The organism is Agromyces hippuratus (assembly GCF_013410355.1).
GTDB classification, from domain to species: domain Bacteria; phylum Actinomycetota; class Actinomycetes; order Actinomycetales; family Microbacteriaceae; genus Agromyces; species Agromyces hippuratus.
Map to the genome: position 1 here is coordinate 820,763 of NZ_JACCFI010000001.1, position 16,348 is coordinate 837,110.

General features: G+C 65.7%; 16 protein-coding genes. 12 read left to right on the forward strand and 4 right to left on the reverse strand.

Annotation, left to right across the window (positions count from 1 at the left end; all coding sequences use genetic code 11):
• Nucleotides 1-135: 135 nt before the first annotated feature.
• Together BJY17_RS03995 and BJY17_RS04000 are read right to left on the reverse strand one after the other, a co-directional pair.
• Nucleotides 136-438: a metal-sensitive transcriptional regulator gene (locus tag BJY17_RS03995; protein ID WP_179550228.1), complete on the reverse strand. Its 303-nt coding sequence runs from the start codon at nucleotides 436-438 to the stop codon at nucleotides 136-138.
• 202 nt (nucleotides 439-640) lie between these two features.
• The gene (locus tag BJY17_RS04000) at nucleotides 641-1,138 is read right to left on the reverse strand and encodes a DUF305 domain-containing protein (RefSeq protein WP_179550229.1); all 498 of its coding nucleotides are present in this window, start codon (nucleotides 1,136-1,138) and stop codon (nucleotides 641-643) included.
• A 224-nt stretch (nucleotides 1,139-1,362) separates the two neighbouring features.
• Between BJY17_RS04000 and BJY17_RS04005 the strand changes: the two genes are divergently transcribed.
• The 5 genes from BJY17_RS04005 (at nucleotide 1,363) to BJY17_RS04025 (ending at nucleotide 5,696) form a co-directional block, all read left to right on the forward strand.
• Nucleotides 1,363-1,836: a hypothetical protein gene (locus BJY17_RS04005; protein ID WP_179550230.1), complete on the forward strand. Its 474-nt coding sequence runs from the start codon at nucleotides 1,363-1,365 to the stop codon at nucleotides 1,834-1,836.
• 119 nt (nucleotides 1,837-1,955) lie between these two features.
• The gene (locus BJY17_RS04010; RefSeq protein WP_246303651.1) at nucleotides 1,956-2,522 is read left to right on the forward strand and encodes a DUF305 domain-containing protein; all 567 of its coding nucleotides are present in this window, start codon (nucleotides 1,956-1,958) and stop codon (nucleotides 2,520-2,522) included.
• 315 nt (nucleotides 2,523-2,837) lie between these two features.
• Nucleotides 2,838-3,497, forward strand: a complete 660-nt coding sequence (locus tag BJY17_RS04015; protein WP_179550231.1) for a M23 family metallopeptidase — start codon at nucleotides 2,838-2,840, stop codon at nucleotides 3,495-3,497.
• A gap of 62 nt (nucleotides 3,498-3,559) precedes the next feature.
• Nucleotides 3,560-4,765 (forward strand): M23 family metallopeptidase, encoded by a 1,206-nt coding sequence (locus BJY17_RS04020; protein ID WP_179550232.1) that lies wholly within the window; start codon nucleotides 3,560-3,562, stop codon nucleotides 4,763-4,765.
• Complete coding sequence (locus BJY17_RS04025) at nucleotides 4,758-5,696, forward strand: F510_1955 family glycosylhydrolase (RefSeq protein ID WP_179550233.1); 939 nt, start codon at nucleotides 4,758-4,760, stop codon at nucleotides 5,694-5,696. Before BJY17_RS04020 ends, BJY17_RS04025 begins: the two co-directional genes overlap by 8 nt.
• Before the next feature lie 141 nt (nucleotides 5,697-5,837).
• Here BJY17_RS04025 and BJY17_RS04030 read toward each other — a convergent pair whose 3' ends face one another.
• Complete coding sequence (locus tag BJY17_RS04030; RefSeq protein ID WP_179550234.1) at nucleotides 5,838-8,126, reverse strand: copper-translocating P-type ATPase; 2,289 nt, start codon at nucleotides 8,124-8,126, stop codon at nucleotides 5,838-5,840.
• Between the two features lie 91 nt (nucleotides 8,127-8,217).
• On the reverse strand, nucleotides 8,218-8,694 hold the full coding sequence (locus BJY17_RS04035; RefSeq protein ID WP_218889846.1) for a DUF2269 domain-containing protein: 477 nt from the start codon (nucleotides 8,692-8,694) through the stop codon (nucleotides 8,218-8,220).
• A 250-nt stretch (nucleotides 8,695-8,944) separates the two neighbouring features.
• On the opposite strand from BJY17_RS04035, the gene BJY17_RS04040 reads away from it, so the two are divergent.
• From BJY17_RS04040 to BJY17_RS04070, 7 genes are all read left to right on the forward strand, one after another.
• Entirely contained in the window at nucleotides 8,945-9,547 is a 603-nt protein-coding gene (locus BJY17_RS04040; protein WP_179552707.1) for a TetR/AcrR family transcriptional regulator, read from the forward strand.
• A 139-nt stretch (nucleotides 9,548-9,686) separates the two neighbouring features.
• On the forward strand, nucleotides 9,687-10,973 hold the full coding sequence (locus BJY17_RS04045) for an MFS transporter (RefSeq protein ID WP_179550236.1): 1,287 nt from the start codon (nucleotides 9,687-9,689) through the stop codon (nucleotides 10,971-10,973).
• Nucleotides 10,974-11,176: 203 nt separating this feature from the next.
• Complete coding sequence (locus BJY17_RS04050) at nucleotides 11,177-11,389, forward strand: heavy-metal-associated domain-containing protein (RefSeq protein WP_179550237.1); 213 nt, start codon at nucleotides 11,177-11,179, stop codon at nucleotides 11,387-11,389.
• Nucleotides 11,386-12,348: a heavy-metal-associated domain-containing protein gene (locus BJY17_RS04055; protein WP_179550238.1), complete on the forward strand. Its 963-nt coding sequence runs from the start codon at nucleotides 11,386-11,388 to the stop codon at nucleotides 12,346-12,348. The genes BJY17_RS04050 and BJY17_RS04055 overlap by 4 nt, the downstream gene beginning before the upstream one ends.
• A gap of 43 nt (nucleotides 12,349-12,391) precedes the next feature.
• Nucleotides 12,392-14,662: a heavy metal translocating P-type ATPase gene (locus BJY17_RS04060; RefSeq protein WP_179550239.1), complete on the forward strand. Its 2,271-nt coding sequence runs from the start codon at nucleotides 12,392-12,394 to the stop codon at nucleotides 14,660-14,662.
• Between the two features lie 50 nt (nucleotides 14,663-14,712).
• Complete coding sequence (locus tag BJY17_RS04065; protein WP_179550240.1) at nucleotides 14,713-14,985, forward strand: YHS domain-containing protein; 273 nt, start codon at nucleotides 14,713-14,715, stop codon at nucleotides 14,983-14,985.
• A gap of 91 nt (nucleotides 14,986-15,076) precedes the next feature.
• The gene (locus tag BJY17_RS04070) at nucleotides 15,077-16,261 is read left to right on the forward strand and encodes an FAD-dependent oxidoreductase (protein WP_179550241.1); all 1,185 of its coding nucleotides are present in this window, start codon (nucleotides 15,077-15,079) and stop codon (nucleotides 16,259-16,261) included.
• The last annotated feature ends 87 nt before the right edge of the window (nucleotides 16,262-16,348 follow it).

A 16,348-nucleotide genomic window follows, 5' to 3' on the forward strand; every position in this document is an offset into this window, starting at 1 on the left:
GACGATGTGCGACGTGAGCATCGATCACTGCAGAGTCCAGCTGATTCGAACGTGTAAAGGGTAGGGCGCGGAAAATCCCCGCCTGCTAGCCTCCTCCACCTTGAGGCCTCGCAGACACCAGGGGGTGTTACACAATCAGGAACGGACGAGGCGGGCGATGGCGTCGGCTGCCTCGCGGAGCTTCTCCTCGGCCTCCTCACCACCGTTCTGCGCCGCAGCGAGCACGCAGTGGGTCATGTGGTCGTTCAGCAGCCCGAGCGCGACGGCCTCGAGGGCCTTCGTCATGGCGGACACCTGGGTGAGGATGTCGATGCAGTACTTCTCATCAGCGACCATCCCTTGGAGTCCTCGGGCCTGACCCTCAATACGCTTGAGCCGCCGCAGGTACTCGTCCCTGTCGCTGATGTAGCCGTGATGGCTCATGTCCGTGTGGCTCATGGTGGCCTCGCTCTGAGTCGTGATCTCTTTCCCGCTTGACAGGTACTATTGGGGGCACCGCAAGCATACCCCATGGGGGTACCGCGTACAAATGTTGCGCTACACCGAGCAGTATCCGGGAACACAGTCCAATCGCCGGCGTGAAGAGATGAACTTTCAGGCTTCGTTGCCGCTGGCGTTTGCGGCTCACGATCGGCGCCACCTATTGGTCCAGGCGATCTCGGATTTGCTCCATCTGCTCGATCTCTGAGCGCTGCCCCGTGCTGATTTGCTCACACAGCGCCAACAACTCTCCGTCGGTCAGGGCGGCTTCCCGGCACATGAGAATCGCGCCGGAGTGGTGCGGGATCATCGAGTCGATGAACTGGCGGTCGTCGACGAGTGCTTGAGCCCGGGTTGCCCCGAACGACCCAACCGCAAGGACGGCGAACACCACCAACATCGCGATGTTGGCCTTCTTGTTCCGGTACATGCCGCGCATCGCCAACAACATGATGATGCCCATCGGCGCCCACATTGTGACCGTCATGTAGAACATGTTCAAGTTGTTCCGGAAGTCGCCCCACTCGTCGATCATCGTGAACATGGCGGCGTACATTACGACAAAGCTCAGCCCCATCATGATCCAAAACACCAGATAGGGCCTGGAATGCCCGCCGTGCTCGCGACCAGCCATCTGCGCATGTGGTGTGTCAGTCATCGTGCCAACTCCTTGAGTCGCGATCGATTCGAGCGTGTTATTGAGCCTTGCACGGCCATCGCGCGGGCCGGAGAGTCACTCCTGACGCTGCGGCCGCTATCTCCTTCGCGTTCGCGATCGGACGCATCGGTCCCTTGGCTCTGCTCGGGAGCGCTGAGGTACGCTGTGGGGGTATACGTCAAAGGCGCGGATTTCTCCGCACCTGAGTTCAGCCGGGAGGCGTGATGGAGCTGAGTGCGATTCGATCGCTGGCTCGTCCCCGCCGGCGTTCGATCCGTCGAACCATATTGAGCGCGCTCGGCATGGCGGCAATCGTTCTGGGACTTCTGGCGATGCACTCGTTTGGCGCAGAACACGCGCCTGCGCCGCAACTTTCGGCCGCCACTGCCCATGCCGCTGACTCCGGCCACGGCGAGGGCGATGAGATCGTCGCCGCGGCGACGTCCGTCGTCGCATCGATAACGGCAACAGCCGTGCAATGCGATGCGGCCTGCATGCACGGTGTCCTCGATTGCGCGTTAATGATCATGACGTGCGCCATGATCATCGCAGTCGCGGCGCTCATTGTCTTCTCACGCGGACCCGTCATCTACCGGAAGATCTTCGACGCCGGAACACTCGTCATCGGCGCGGCCTCTCGCATCCCGTTGCCGATACATCGCCCCGACCTGACCGTTCTTTCCATCAGTCGCACCTAGGCCGAACCCAGCACCAGCCGGTTCGGGCGTGGCTTCGCCATACCCGTCGGCACTTCGCGGTTCGACCTATTCCGACGATGAGAGAACACACCATGCTTAAAATTCACAAGCTCGCCCTCATGACCGCCACCGCGGCCACTGCGCTTGCCCTCAGCGGCTGCGCGGGAGGCATGTCCGGCGTGGACATGAACTCCGAGGAACCGACAGCGACCTCGGAAGCCGCCACCGCCGACTTCAACGGCGCGGACGTTACGTTCGCGCAGATGATGATCCCGCATCACGAGCAGGCCGTGGCGATGAGCGAGACGATCCTGGCCAAGGACGGCATCGACGAGCGGGTCCGGGACCTGGCCACCCAGATCAAGGACGCCCAGCAGCCCGAGATCGACCAATTGAGGGAATGGCTCGATGACTGGGGTCAGGAAGAGTCCGATATGGACGGCATGAACCACGGCGGCGGCATGATGTCCGAGGAGGAGATGACGGCTCTTGAGGACGCCGCTGGTGCCGATGCGGCGAGGCTCTTCCTCGAGCAGATGACGGTGCATCACGAGGGTGCGATCGAGATGGCCAACGCCGAGGTGCAGGACGGCGAGAACGCCGATGCGAAGGCGATGGCCGAGACCATCGTCGCCACGCAGACCGAGGAAGTCACCCTCATGCAGGAACTGCTCGCCAGCCTCTAACACCTCCCTGACGGAACGCGGACAGCCCCCTCTGCTGCGTTCCCGGCGGGGGCCCTCCCTCTTCCTGTGCGAAGGCCCCCGTCCGCCCTCCGATGCTTTGAGGACCCATCATGCTCAATATCGCAGTAGCCCGCCGAGATGAACGGGCCAAAGTGCATGGATAGCCGCACCAGCCGACCGCCAGACCTCACCCGACGCGCAGCTCGACAAACAGAAGCCGCCCGCCGGCGGCGGCCGTCGCTAGGGCCGGTGCGCGCCGCCCAACGGACCGCCACTCCTCCGTGTGGCCGGCGCCCGGTCTTCGGCGCATTCGCCATGACCTTCGCGGCCCTGATGATGGTGAGCGTCTCAGTACCCGCCGTTGCCGTCAATCCGGTCATTTCGTTCGCACCCGCCATGGCGTCCCCGGATGCTATTGATGGTCAACAAGTCAGCGTCGGTGCCGATGTCACTATCGCGACCGTAGACCGGGATGGGTACATCACCGAGAAGGTCCCGACGGTGGCGTCGTACAGCCAGACCGCGGGAACGTATGTGAACTACTTCGGCGCCATCCAGTGGCCGTTCCTGACCGGCGTCCCGATCAGTACCGACTTCGGCTACCGCGTCGCACCGTGCGAAGGGTGCTCCAGCTACCACAAGGGCATCGACATGAATCCGGGCGTGAACTCACCGATCCAGTCGATCGCGGACGGGGTGGTCCGCGAGGTCTCCGCCACGGATAACGGCGGCCTCGGCGTGTACGCCGTCATCGACCATACAATCGACGGCGAGCTCGTCAGCAGCGTGTACGCGCACATGGCCGAGGCCTCCCTCGCTCTGTCGGTTGGGCAGACTGTCTCGGTCGGCGACCTGGTCGGAAACGTCGGCAATACCGGGCAAAGCACCGGGCCGCACCTGCACTTCGAGATCCTGCTCGACGGCGTCACCCCGACCGATCCGTTCGCCTGGCTTTCCGAACGGGTCGTGCCCTGATGCGATCCGCGACACGCACGACCTGGGCGGACGGCGCAGCGCGCGCCAATATCGCGGGCGCCTTGACCGTCGCACTCGCCTTCATTCTGGCCGTCAGCAGTGGCACGGGTGCAGCCTCGGCCGCATCGGACTATCCATCGTGGGCCGACGTACAGAAAGCGCGCGCCTCCGAAGCCGCCAAGCAGGCGCAGATCGCCGAACTCGAGGCGTTCATCGTCACGCTCACTGCGGAAGCGCAAGCCGCGGAGGAACTCGCCACCCGCCGCGGCACCGAGTACGAGCAGGCTCAAGCCTCGTTCGACGAGGCCACCTATCGCGCCACTCAGCTTGAGACGCAAGCTCAGGACGCGACCGCCCGCGCGGACGAGTCCAGTCGGCAGGCCGGCCAACTGGCCGCGATGCTCGCCCGCACTGGCTCAACCGACCTGTCGATGACGATGCTCCTCGATTCAGCGAATGCCGCCGGCCTCCTTTCGCGGCTGGGGACGATGAGCAAGCTCACGGAGCGAACTACCCAGATCTACCAGCAGGCCACCACCGACCGGAACACTGCAGCTGCCGTCGCCGAGCAGGCGAAACTCGCCGGGAGCCTCCTCGGCGACCTCGCGAAGACGGCCGAGATAGCACTGACGGCTGCCATTGACACGCGCGCCTCCGCGCACGCGAAGCTTGCAGCGCAGCAGCAGATCGAGGCGACCATGCGGGCGCAGCTGGCGGTTCTCGCCGAGAACCGCGAAGCCACTGAAGCCGACTTCGAGAGTGGTGAGGCCGCTCGACGCGCAGTCGAAGCTGCGGCAGCCGCAACCGAGGCCGCAGCCGGCAGTGGGGATGGCGGCCTCGACTCAGGACAACTGAGCAACCAAGGCTGGGCTTTGCCAGTCGCCGGCCGGAACACCGACAGGTTCGGCCCACGCCCGAATCGTCCCGTCGCAGGGGTCGGTGCATTCCACTACGGCACCGACATCGCTGCCGCCTGCGGACGAAGCGTCTACGCCGCCACCAGCGGCACCGTCGTGTACGCGGACGAGCTTGGCAGCTACGGACTCTGGGTGCTGATCGACCACGGCAACGGCGTCCAGACCGGGTATGCCCACAACAGTGATTTGTACGTCCGAGTCGGTCAATACGTCGGCGCTGGCGCGAACATCGCCTCCGTCGGAACGACCGGGGCTTCCACCGGATGCCATCTGCACTATGAAGTGCGTGTGGATGGCGCACGCATCGACCCTGAACCTTTCATGAGCGCGCGAGGAGTCACCCTTGATTGATCAACTTAGAATTCGCAGAGCCGCCGTCTACCTGGCACTGGCCGGTGGTCTCGCCATGGTGCTTGCCGCATGCACGGCTGACGCGAACCCAATAGAATCGCCGGCCGCGACCGTCGGACATGTTCACGGTCTCGGTGCGGACCCTTCCACCGGGCAGACGTACGCCGCCACCCACACTGGTGTTTGGCTGCTGCCGACGACCGACCTGCCATCGACCTATCCGGCAGTCGACAGCGTCGACGTCCAAGCACCCGTCCAGATCGCCGAGCGCTGGCAAGACACGATGGGATTCACCGTGGCCCGGCCCGGCCTCCTCCTCGGGTCCGGACACCCGGACCTCGTCGAGCAACCCGACCTGGATCCACCGAATCTCGGACTGATCAGCAGCACCGATGGAGCGATGACGTGGGAGAGCGTATCTCTCCGAGGCGAAGTGGACTTCCACGACCTCGACGCCGTCGAACTGCCCGACGGGCAACTTCGCATCTACGGATACGACGCAACAGCCGCAACGGTGAAGGCAAGCAGCGATTCCGGGGCGACCTGGTCCGAAGGCGCTGCGCTTGAGCTTCGTGATCTGGCAACCGATCCGGCGGCGCCCGACCGCGTGTACGCGACCACAGCGCGAGGATTGATGGTGAGCAACGACCGCGGCGAGTCATTCTTACCTGTCCCGAACGCGCCCGCCTTGTACCTCCTCACCCTCACGCACGACACTGGCCAGTTCATCGGTGTCGACGCGGAAGGCACCGTGTGGACATCCGATGACGGCGCCACCTGGAGTGAACGCGGGCAGACCGCCGGCGTGCCGGAAGCGCTCGCATATGTCGGCGGGGATGCACCGTGGATCCTCATCGCCGATGAACGTGGGGTCGTCGCCACCGACGACTACGGCGCAACAGCGACCATCCTTCTCACGATGCAGGGCTAACTGGGAGGGTCAGCACAACACCACCTCGATGATCACGTCGGGCGTCCGGCACGAGAAATCGGCCACGACAAATCTGATCGGTTGGATCAGCATGCAGGGGTTACCTCAGTGCGAACCCCGAGCTCCAAGCTCGCGGCGTCGCTACGCACGCACGCCGTCCTTCGCGGGCTCTTCCTGGCGCCCGAGCACCGCTCTGGTCGACGCCGCGGGGCGAAGATCGAGCCCGCGCAGCAGCTGCGCGTTCGCGGCGACGATGACCGTCGAGAGCGACATCAGAATTGCACCGACCGACATCGGCAGCACGAATCCCACGGGCGCGAGCACGCCCGCGGCGAGCGGCACCGAGACCATGTTGTAGCCGGCCGCCCACCACAGGTTCTGCTGCATCTTGCGGTAGCTCGCGCGCGACAGTTCGATGACCGAGATCACAGATCGGGGGTCGGATGACGCGAGGATCACGCCGGCGGATGCGATGGCTACATCGGTACCCGCGCCGATCGCGATGCCGACATCGGCCTGCGCGAGTGCAGGCGCGTCGTTCACACCGTCGCCGACCATCGCGACAGTGAGTCCCTCCGACTGGAGCTCCTGCACCTTCGCGGACTTGTCCTCGGGGTGCACGCCCGCGTACACGCGGTCGATGCCGAGCGTCGCTGCCACGGAGCGCGCCACCGGCTCGGCGTCACCAGTGATCATCACGACCTGCACGCCGAGCGCATGCAACGCATCGACCGCCTCGCGCGATTCGGGCCGGATCTCGTCGGCAAGAGCGAGGGCACCGATGATGGTGCCGTCCACGAGCACATGCAGTACCGTCTTGCCGGATTCGCTCCAGCTGGTGGATACCTCGAGCGGCGCGATGCGGTCGCGCGCTAGGAGCCTGGGGCCACCGACTTCGACGACACGGCCGTGCGCGATCGCCCGTACCCCGAGTGCAGGCGACGCAGTGAAGTCGGATGCGGGGTGCACGTGCGACACACGGCGGTGCGCCTCGGCAACGATCGCCTTCGCGAGGGGATGCTCCGAATCCGCTTCCGCAGCACCTGCCTGTGCGAATACCTCATCGATGGTGAACCCTGGCGCGGCGGCGACTTCCACGACCGCCGGCTCGCCCTTGGTGAGGGTGCCGGTCTTGTCAAACAGCACCGCGCCCACGGTGCGCATGGTTTCGAGGGCGAGGCGGTCGGTGACGAGCACTCCCCCGCGGGCTGCGCGTTCCGTCGCGATCGACACGACGAGCGGGATGGCCAGGCCGAGCGCGTGGGGGCACGCGATCACGAGCACGGTGATCGTACGCACGACCGCGTCGTCGGGATTGCCGAGAAGCGTCCAAGCGATCGCGGTGATGACGGCGGCGCCGAGCGCAAACCAGAACAGCCAGCCTGCGGCGCGGTCAGCGAGCCGCTGGGCGCGAGAGCTCGAGGCCTGCGCCTGCGCGACGAGTCGCTGAATGCCAGCGAGTGCTGTGTCAGCGCCCACTGCGCTGACGCGTATGCGGATCGCGGTGTCGGTCGCGACGGTGCCGGCGACGACGTGGTCGCCCGGTCCCCTGCTCACCGCGATGGACTCGCCGGTGACCATGGACTCGTCCATCGCCGCGGTACCGTCGACGACGTCGCCGTCGGCCGGGACACGCCCGCCGGGTCGCACGATTACGATGTCCCCGACCTGGAGCTCTGACGGGGGAACGGTCTCGATCGTGCTCGAGCCGTCCGGGGCATCCGTCACCCGCTCGGCCTCGTCGGGCAGCAGCGCCGCGAGTGCATCGAGAGCCGAGGAGGCCTGCATGATCGAGCGCATCTCAATCCAGTGGCCGAGGAGCATGATCACGATCAGCAATGCGAGCTCCCACCAGAAATCGAGCTCATGACTGAGGATGCCGAGGCTCGCGCCGAGCGAAGCGAAGTACGCGACCGTGATCGCCAGGCCGATGAGAAGCATCATTCCCGGTTGACGCGCCTTCAGCTCTGACCAGGCTCCCGTGAGAAACGGCCGGCCGCCCCAGAAGAACATGATCGTGCCGAGCACGGGCGAGATCCATGGCACCAACGCGTTGTCAGGGAGCTGATAGCCGAGGATCGCCGCGAACATCGGGCTGAACACGATCGTCGGCGCCGCGAAGATCAGCATGATCCAGAACAGGCGACGGAACTGGTCGACGTGGTCGCCGTGCCCTCCGTGACCGCCGTGGTCGCCGTGACCTCCGTGCTCGGCGTGACCTCCGTGCTCGGCGTGAGTTTCGTGAGCTTCGTGTCCGTCTGGGTCGGAGCGACTCGTCTGGCCGTGACGGGCGTGGCTCATTTCTCCGGTAGGGCCGGAATGCTGGTGACCATGATCGTCTGCCACGGGGTGATCGTGATGCTGGGGTGCCGCGGCAGCACGCGCGGCTGCCGGCGCATCGTCAGATTTGTGCTGATGCTCGTCGGTCATGCCCCGAAAATATACCCCCCACTGGTATCCGTCAATCCTGATGTGGACGGGGTGATTCGTGCGGCCCGGTCTTGCCCTGACGCGGCTCTCGTTATCGATTCTCGCGGAATGGCGTTCGCCCGCGGGGCTTCACGACGGAGAGCAGGGTGGTGAGGGCAAGCACCGCGCAAGCCGCCGCCGAATCGATGACGAGCTGGAGCCTCATCGCGTCGAGCCCGTCCGCTCCTCCGCCGGCAGCGTGACCGGCTGCCGCGTCGACGACACTTGTGTGGAGGATCAGGAGGCCCAGCGCCCCGGTCGTGAGCACGAGCTTCATGAGCACCCAATAATGCCGCACCAACCCCCAGTGTGTGCCGAGTGCTTGAAGGACCCCGCTCAGGAACGAAAGGGCGCCGAAGGGGACGATGATGCACCAGGTGATGAGCTGCGCGGCCAGGTACATTGTAGAAACGAGTTGATCATCGCCGCTTCCGAGTCCGGTTATCGCCAGCGCGAGGAACGCGGCGACGGCGCCGAACCAACCGACGGAGCTTAGGACGTGGACGATGAGGAGGGATCTGCGGAGCATCGGTCCCATGGTCAGTGACCAACCATCCCGTTGCCCGTCAGGTGCAGGAGTACGAACACGACAATTACGGCGAGCCCGACACCGCATGAGACCTTCACCCACAAAGGCATTCGAGAGCGATCGTTGCCACCGGGCGGAGCGGGCGTCTTGCGTCTCTCGTCATCCACCATCTGAATCCTCCACTTCTCGTTTTCAGTACAGTATGTCTCCATAAGTGACGATTCGTATGCATCCGGCCTATACTCGAAGCGTGCCGCGGCTGTGGAGCGAAACCATCGAGACACACCGCCACGCCGTCCGAGATGCAGCGCTCGACGCAGCAGCTGAAGTGATTGCTCGGCGCGGCCTCGCATCGGCGACGATGTCCGAGATCGCGGAGACCACCGGCATTGGCCGCGCAACGCTCTACAAGTACTTTCCGGATGTGGAGTCGGTCATTGCCGCTTGGCACGAGCGCCAGGTCTCACGACACCTTGCGGAGCTCGAGGATGCCAGTGACCGGGCCCAGCCATCTCGGCGCCTCGAAGCAGTGTTGGAGGTATACGCACTGCACCATCGCGAACGCGCTGACTCCGCGCTGGCACCGATGCTGCACCCCGAGCGCGTGCACCACCGATCGAGCAGCCACGGCCACGACGGCCACGTCGACAGCGCGCACCAGCATCTCATCGACCTCTTCACAAAACTCATCGGCGAACGGGTACAGGCCGGAGTCGTCCGGGACGATATCCCACCCCGCGAGCTCGCGAACTACTGCCTGCACGCGCTCTCTGCGGCTGCAACGTTGGAAAGCAGCGCGGCAGTTCATCGATTGTGCACTGTCGTGCTCGCGGGCATAACTCGGCGCCACTGACCGAGTAGCGACTCGTTTCCAGACCGCTTTCGGCTTCAGTGTGGACGACCGTTCTCGACGCTCGCCTCGGCTCAACGGAATACCCCCTAGGGGTATTGAGTTGACCGATGTGAAGCATACGAGATCTGAGGAGACCGCCATGAGTTTGTTCGCAATTCGCGACTATCGTCATCTGTTCAGCGCCCAGGTGATTGCGCTCTTCGGTACCGGTTTGGCGACTGTTGCACTTGGCCTTCTCGCATACGATCTGGCTGGCTCCGCCGCCGGGGTAGTCCTTGGCACAGCCCTGACAATCAAGATGGCGATGTACGTCCTCATCGCCCCTCTCGCGGCTGCATACGCGGACCGCCTGCCCCGACGCCTGTTCCTGACACTGCTAGACGTCGTACGCGCGGGCGTGGTGCTCGCGCTGCCTTTCGTGTCCGAGATCTGGCACATATACGCTCTCATCGGAGTTCTGCAAGCCGCCTCTGCGGCCTTCACGCCCACCTTTCAGGCAGTGATCCCTGATATCGTGAGCAAGGAATCTGACTACACGCGCGCGCTCTCGGCCTCACAGGTCGCCTACACGATGGAGAGTCTGTTCAGCCCGGTGCTGGCTGCAGTCGCACTGACGTTCATGACCTTCAATTGGCTGTTCGTAGGCACCTCCGTCGGCTTTATCGTCTCGGCCGTGCTGGTGCTCTCGACTCGTGTCCCCAACGCGGCGCGGAACGCACGCAGTTCAGCGTGGGATCGTCTCACGTCGGGTGTCAAGACCTTCACAGCGACAAGGCAGCTTCGCGGTGTGATGGCGCTGAACCTCGTGGTCGCCGCCGCCGGTTCGATAGTTGTGGTGAACACGGTCAACTATGTGCGTGACCACCTTGGCGGCACACAGGCGGATGTCGCGTGGATGCTCGCAGCGTCTGGTGGTGGAACGCTCGTGGTCGCACTGTTCTTGCCGCGCGTGCTCGACCGGATCGCCGACCGTACAGTGATGATGACCGGTGCTCTGACGTTACTCGTCGGAGTGTTCGCCACAGTCGCAATGGTGGCAAGTGAGGTCAACGCGTGGACGGTGACCATGACGATCTGGGTGGTCATCGGGGGCGGGATGGCGCTGATCGTCACTCCCACCGGGCGCGTCATTCGCTCTGCGGTCGAAAGGTCCGAACTGCCCGCGGCGTTCGCTGCGCAGTTCTCGCTCTCGCACCTGGCGTGGCTGGTCACCTATCCGATCGCCGGCTGGCTCGGCACGATCTCAGGATTCACCGTCGCCTGGTCCATCCTCGCCGCGCTCGCCGTCATCGGAGCTGTTGCCGGCTGGATCGCTTGGCCCCACCGCATCACCTTCGAAGACGAACCAACTCCCTCGGAGGGTCGCGCCGTGCCGGCATCGCGGGAAGCCAAGCGCGCCTATAGCGCGCCCGTCGCCGTGCGGTGATCCTGTGCCGGCGGGACGTGAGCCTCGGCGAGCCACGACGTAGACCGGAAGTCACACGTCCTGCACTCACTACCCGGTGCGCACGCGCGGACATCGGACGCTCCGATCACGTATGCATGCACGGTTTGCGGAATACCCCATGGGGGTATACCGTTTGACGAAGTACCCGGTAGGGGTATAGCAGAACGGAATGAGGATACGCGATGGCCACGAACGAGTATCAGGTGACGGGCATGACCTGCGGGCACTGCGAGATGTCGATCCGTGAAGAGGTCGGCCAGATCCCCGGGGTGCACGACATCTCGGTGAGCGCGCAGACGGGCCGACTCGCGGTGACGGGCTCCGACACGGTCGACGACGCTCAGGTTCTGGCGGCCGTGGAGGAGGCCGGCTACTCGGCGGTGCGAGCGGCATGAAGACCGGCGCACGCCTCGCCCTCTACGGGCTCGGGTTGGTTGCGGCGTTCGGCACGGCATTCGTCTTCGCCGGCGCCGTGATTCCCGGCAGCGTCGTCGCCGGGTGGACTGAAGGGACTGAGATGAACGGACACGACGAAGGTCACGATTCCGGGAGCGCCGCTTCCGACGGCGCAGCCTCGAACGCAGCCGCACTGAAGGGCCTCGCACTCGAGATCGACGGCTTCGTGCTGTCTCCAGTGCAGGCACCCGCGACGGTCGGCGCTCCCGGCGAGCTGAGCTTCCAGATTCAGGATGCCGCCGGCACGCCGGTCACCGAGTACACGACCGCTCACGATCGCGAACTGCATCTGATCGTCGCTCGATCCGACGGCAGCCAGTTCCGTCACGTGCACCCGGCACTCGACGAAGTGACGGGCACGTGGTCGCTGCCGTGGGAGTGGGCCGCGGCAGGCACCTACCGCGTGTTCGCCGACTTCACGACTGCCGGTGCAGTGGCCCAGCCGCTGACGCTCACCCGCACCGTTCAGGTCGCGGGCGAGTTCGCGCCGGTGGCTCCGCAGCCCTCGCAAGCCGATTCGGTCGACGGCTTCGATGTCTCGATCGAGGGCGACCTCGTGGCGGGCTCGCCGAGCGAGGTCACCATCACCGTCGCTCGCGCGGGCGAGCCGGTCACGACCCTCGAGCCGTACCTCGGCGCGTTCGGTCACCTTGTGGCGCTGCGTGAGGGCGACCTCGCGTTCCTTCACGTGCACGCCGAGGGTGGCGACCCCGAGGCCGGCGAGACGGCCGGGCCGGAGATCGTGTTCGCCGCGGAGGCCCCGACTGAGGGCCGCTACCTGCTGTACCTGGATTTCCAGGTCGACGGACAGGTGCACACCGCCGAGTTCGTGCTCGACGCCGCCCACAGCGAGAGCGTCACGGGCATCGAGAGCGGATCGCATTCAGAAGGGCACTGACCGTCAGGTCCCGCCTGTAAGCAGCTAGCAGAAGGAACGACACATGAGCACATCAGCGCCCCCGACCGTGGGCACCGGCGTCGAGTTGGAGATCGGCGGGATGACCTGCGCCTCCTGCGCGATGCGGATCGAGAACAAGCTGAACAAGCTCGACGGCGTGACCGCCACGGTGAACTACGCGACCGAGAAGGCGAAGGTCACCGTGCCCGACGGATACGATCCGGCCCTGCTGATCGCCGAGGTCGAGAAGACCGGGTACTCCGCCGTCGTTCCCGCACCCAAGGGCCGCTCGAAGAGCGATGCATCCGCGGGCGACGGCGACGCCGAAGACCCCGAGCTGACCTCGCTGCGCCACCGACTCATCGGCTCGATCGTGCTGACCCTGCCGGTCATCGCGATGGCCATGATTCCGGCGATGCAGTTCACCTACTGGCAGTGGGCGTCACTCGCGCTCGCGGCACCCGTGATCATCTGGGCGGCGTGGCCGTTCCACAAAGCGGCGTGGACGAACCTCAAGCACGGTGCAGCAACCATGGACACGCTCATCTCCATGGGCACGTCGGCCGCCTTCCTGTGGTCGATCTACGCGCTGTTCTTCGGCACGGCCGGCACCCCCGGCATGACGCATCCGTTCGAATTCGCCCTGGCCCCGTCGGACGGCGCCGCGAACATCTACCTCGAGGTGGGCGCCGGGGTGACCATGTTCATCCTCGCCGGGCGCTACTTCGAGAAGCGATCGAAGCGCCAGGCCGGCGCTGCCCTGCGAGCCCTGCTCGAGCTCGGCGCGAAAGAGGTCTCGGTGCTGCGCGCCGGCGTCGAGACGAAGATCCCCGTGGAGGACCTGCAGATCGGCGACGAGTTCATCGTGCGCCCCGGTGAGAAGATCGCCACCGACGGGGTCGTGGTGTCCGGGACATCCGCTGTCGATGCCTCGATGCTCACCGGCGAATCGGTGCCGGTCGAGGTCGCCGAGGGCGACGCGGTCACCGGCGCCACGACCAACGCCGGCGGCCGGCTCGTGGTGCGTGCGACCCGCATCGGGTCGGATACGCAGCTCGCGCAGATGGCCAAGCTCGTCGAAGAAGCGCAAACCGGCAAGGCCGAAGTGCAGCGCCTGGCCGACCGCATCTCCGGCGTATTCGTGCCGATCGTGATCGTGATCGCAGTCGCCGCACTCGGCGGCTGGCTCGGCGCGGGGTTCCCCGTGACGGCGGCGTTCACCGCGGCGGTCGCCGTGCTGGTGATCGCGTGCCCGTGCGCGCTCGGCCTGGCGACGCCGACCGCGCTGCTCGTCGGCACCGGCCGTGGCGCGCAGATGGGCGTGCTCATCAAGGGGCCGGAGGTGCTCGAGTCCACCCGCAGGATCGACACCGTCGTGCTCGACAAGACCGGCACGGTGACCACCGGCAAGATGACGCTCGTCGATGTGGTCGTCGAGCCCGGCACCGAGCGTGACGAACTGCTCAGGCTGGCCGGGGCGCTGGAGGATGCCTCGGAGCACCCGATCGCGCAGGCCATCGCGAAGGGAGCGACCCAGGAGATCGGCGTGCTGCCGGCCGTCGAGGGCTTCGCGAACGTCGAGGGCAAGGGCGTGCAGGGCATCGTCGATGCCCATGCCGTCGTGGTGGGCCGCCAGTCGTTGCTCGCCGAGTGGTCGTTGCACCTGAGCCGTGAACTGGCTTCCACCAAGGCGCGCGCCGAAGGCGAAGGCAAGACCGTGGTCGCGGTCGGCTGGGATGGGCATGCACGAGGCATCCTCGTCGTGGCCGACACGGTCAAGCCGACGAGCGCCGAGGCGATCGCACAGCTCAAGGCGATCGGTCTCACTCCGGTGCTGTTGACCGGTGACAACGAGGCCGTCGCCCGGCAGATCGCCACGGAGGTCGGCATCGAAGAGGTCATCGCCGAAGTGCTGCCGAGCGACAAGGTCGACGTCGTCGCCCGGTTGCAGCGTGAAGGCAAGGTCGTCGCGATGATCGGCGACGGCGTGAACGACGCCCCGGCCCTCGCTCAGGCCGACCTCGGTCTGGCCATGGGCACGGGCGCCGACGTCGCGATCGAAGCCTCCGACATCACGCTCGTGCGGGGCGACCTGCGCAGCGCGGTCGATGCGATCCGCCTCGCGCGCAAGACCCTCGGAACCATCAAGACCAACCTGTTCTGGGCATTCGCCTACAACGTCGCAGCTATCCCTGTCGCGGCGCTCGGCATGCTCAACCCGATGCTCGCAGGGGCTGCGATGGCGCTCTCGAGCGTCTTCGTCGTGGGCAACAGCCTGCGCCTGCGCGGGTTCAAGAGCCTCGCCAAGCAGTGATGCGACGAACCCAGACCACCCACAAGAAGGAACGAAGGGAATCACCCACGATGACGAACGACCTCCAGGCGAGCTCCAGCTGTTGCAGCACGAGCGCGGCCAACCCTGCCGCGGCAAGCAGTGGTCATGAGAACCTGCTCGCCGGTGCCAGCGACGACCTGACCACCTGCCCCGTCATGGTCGGCAGCGCCGTCAGCAAGAAGGCCGCTGAAGCTGCCGGCCTGTACCGCGACCACGAAGGCGAGCGGTACTACTTCTGCTGCGCCGGATGCGGGCCCGCCTTCGACTCGGACCCCGCCAGGTACGCCGCCAACATGGCATAGCAACGCGGATGAAAGGTTCGCGGCCCGTTCTCGCGGGCCGCGAACCCCGGCTGCCGCGGCAAGATCTCACCGAAACTGGAGAACGCAACACATGACCGCACACCATGCCGTGATTCTCGGCGCCGGAGCGGCGGGTACTTCCGCCGCTCGCGCACTCGCCAGTCATGACGGTATCCGGACCACTCTGGTCGGACAGACCGATGAGACCCCCTATACGCGAATGCTCATCAAAGGCGTCGCCTTCGGTTTGACCACCCTTGAGCTCATTCGGCTGCCCATGCCGCAAACGGACTTCATCGCTGACACAGCCGAATTCGTCGACATCGAAACTCGGCAGGTTCGCCTGGCCTCAGGCGCAACGATCGACTACGACTCGCTCATCGTCGCGACCGGGAGCCGAGCACGCGGTCTCGACTCTGTCCCGGGCGCAGAACAGGCCGAGGAGGCCGGAACGCTGGTGACCCTGCACTCGCTCGACGACGCCGTCCGAATCAGGGAGGTCATCAACGCCTGCGGCATGCAGGCGCGAGTCGCGATCTATGGCGCTGGACTGACCGCGTCGGAGACCGCTTCGGTGCTGCAGGCACAAGGCCACCAGATCAGCCTCATCGCTCGGAGTGAAATACCGGGCATTGCCGCGCTGGGCAGGCCCGTTGCCGAACGCATCGCGGCCGATCACCAGTCGAGGGTGGCCACCTTCTTCGGCCGCACCATCCGGCGGATTCATCCCGAAACGGATGCGACGGTCATCACACTCGATAACGGAACCGACCTCACCGTCGATCTAGTCGTTCTCGCGCTCGGCACGACACCTGTCGCGCTTGCGCCATGGAGCGAAGGGGTGGCCGTCGACGATCGGCTCTGCGCGCGCGACCTCGAGGGCGTGTACGCGGCAGGTGGCATGGCCGTGCATCACGACGACCACCTCGGAACGTGGCGCATCGATCACTGGGACGACGGGGCCGCGCAGGGAATGCACGCCGCTCGGATGCTGCTCCACGACTACGGCCGAGGAGAAGACCCGGGCCCGTATCGCCCCCGCAGCGCATTCATGGCCATGATCTACGGGCAGATGATCGCCGGCGTCGGCTACACCGGGCACCCCGAGACTCGAATCGAGCAGGCCGAGGAGTTCATCGTCCTGCACGAACAAGACGACGCCGTGGTCGGCGTCAGCGGCATCGATGCAGTTGGCGCGGTCTACCAGTGGAGCCAGCGTCTCCATGTGGCACGCTCCGAGCAGAACGAAGGACGTGTTCGTGAACGGCCTGAGTAGCCGTGCGTAGAACTCCCTGGCATCAGGCGTCTGGGCGGGCGACGTCGTCGGTGCGTCCGTCGATCGTCGGCGTGATCGTGCCCTGAA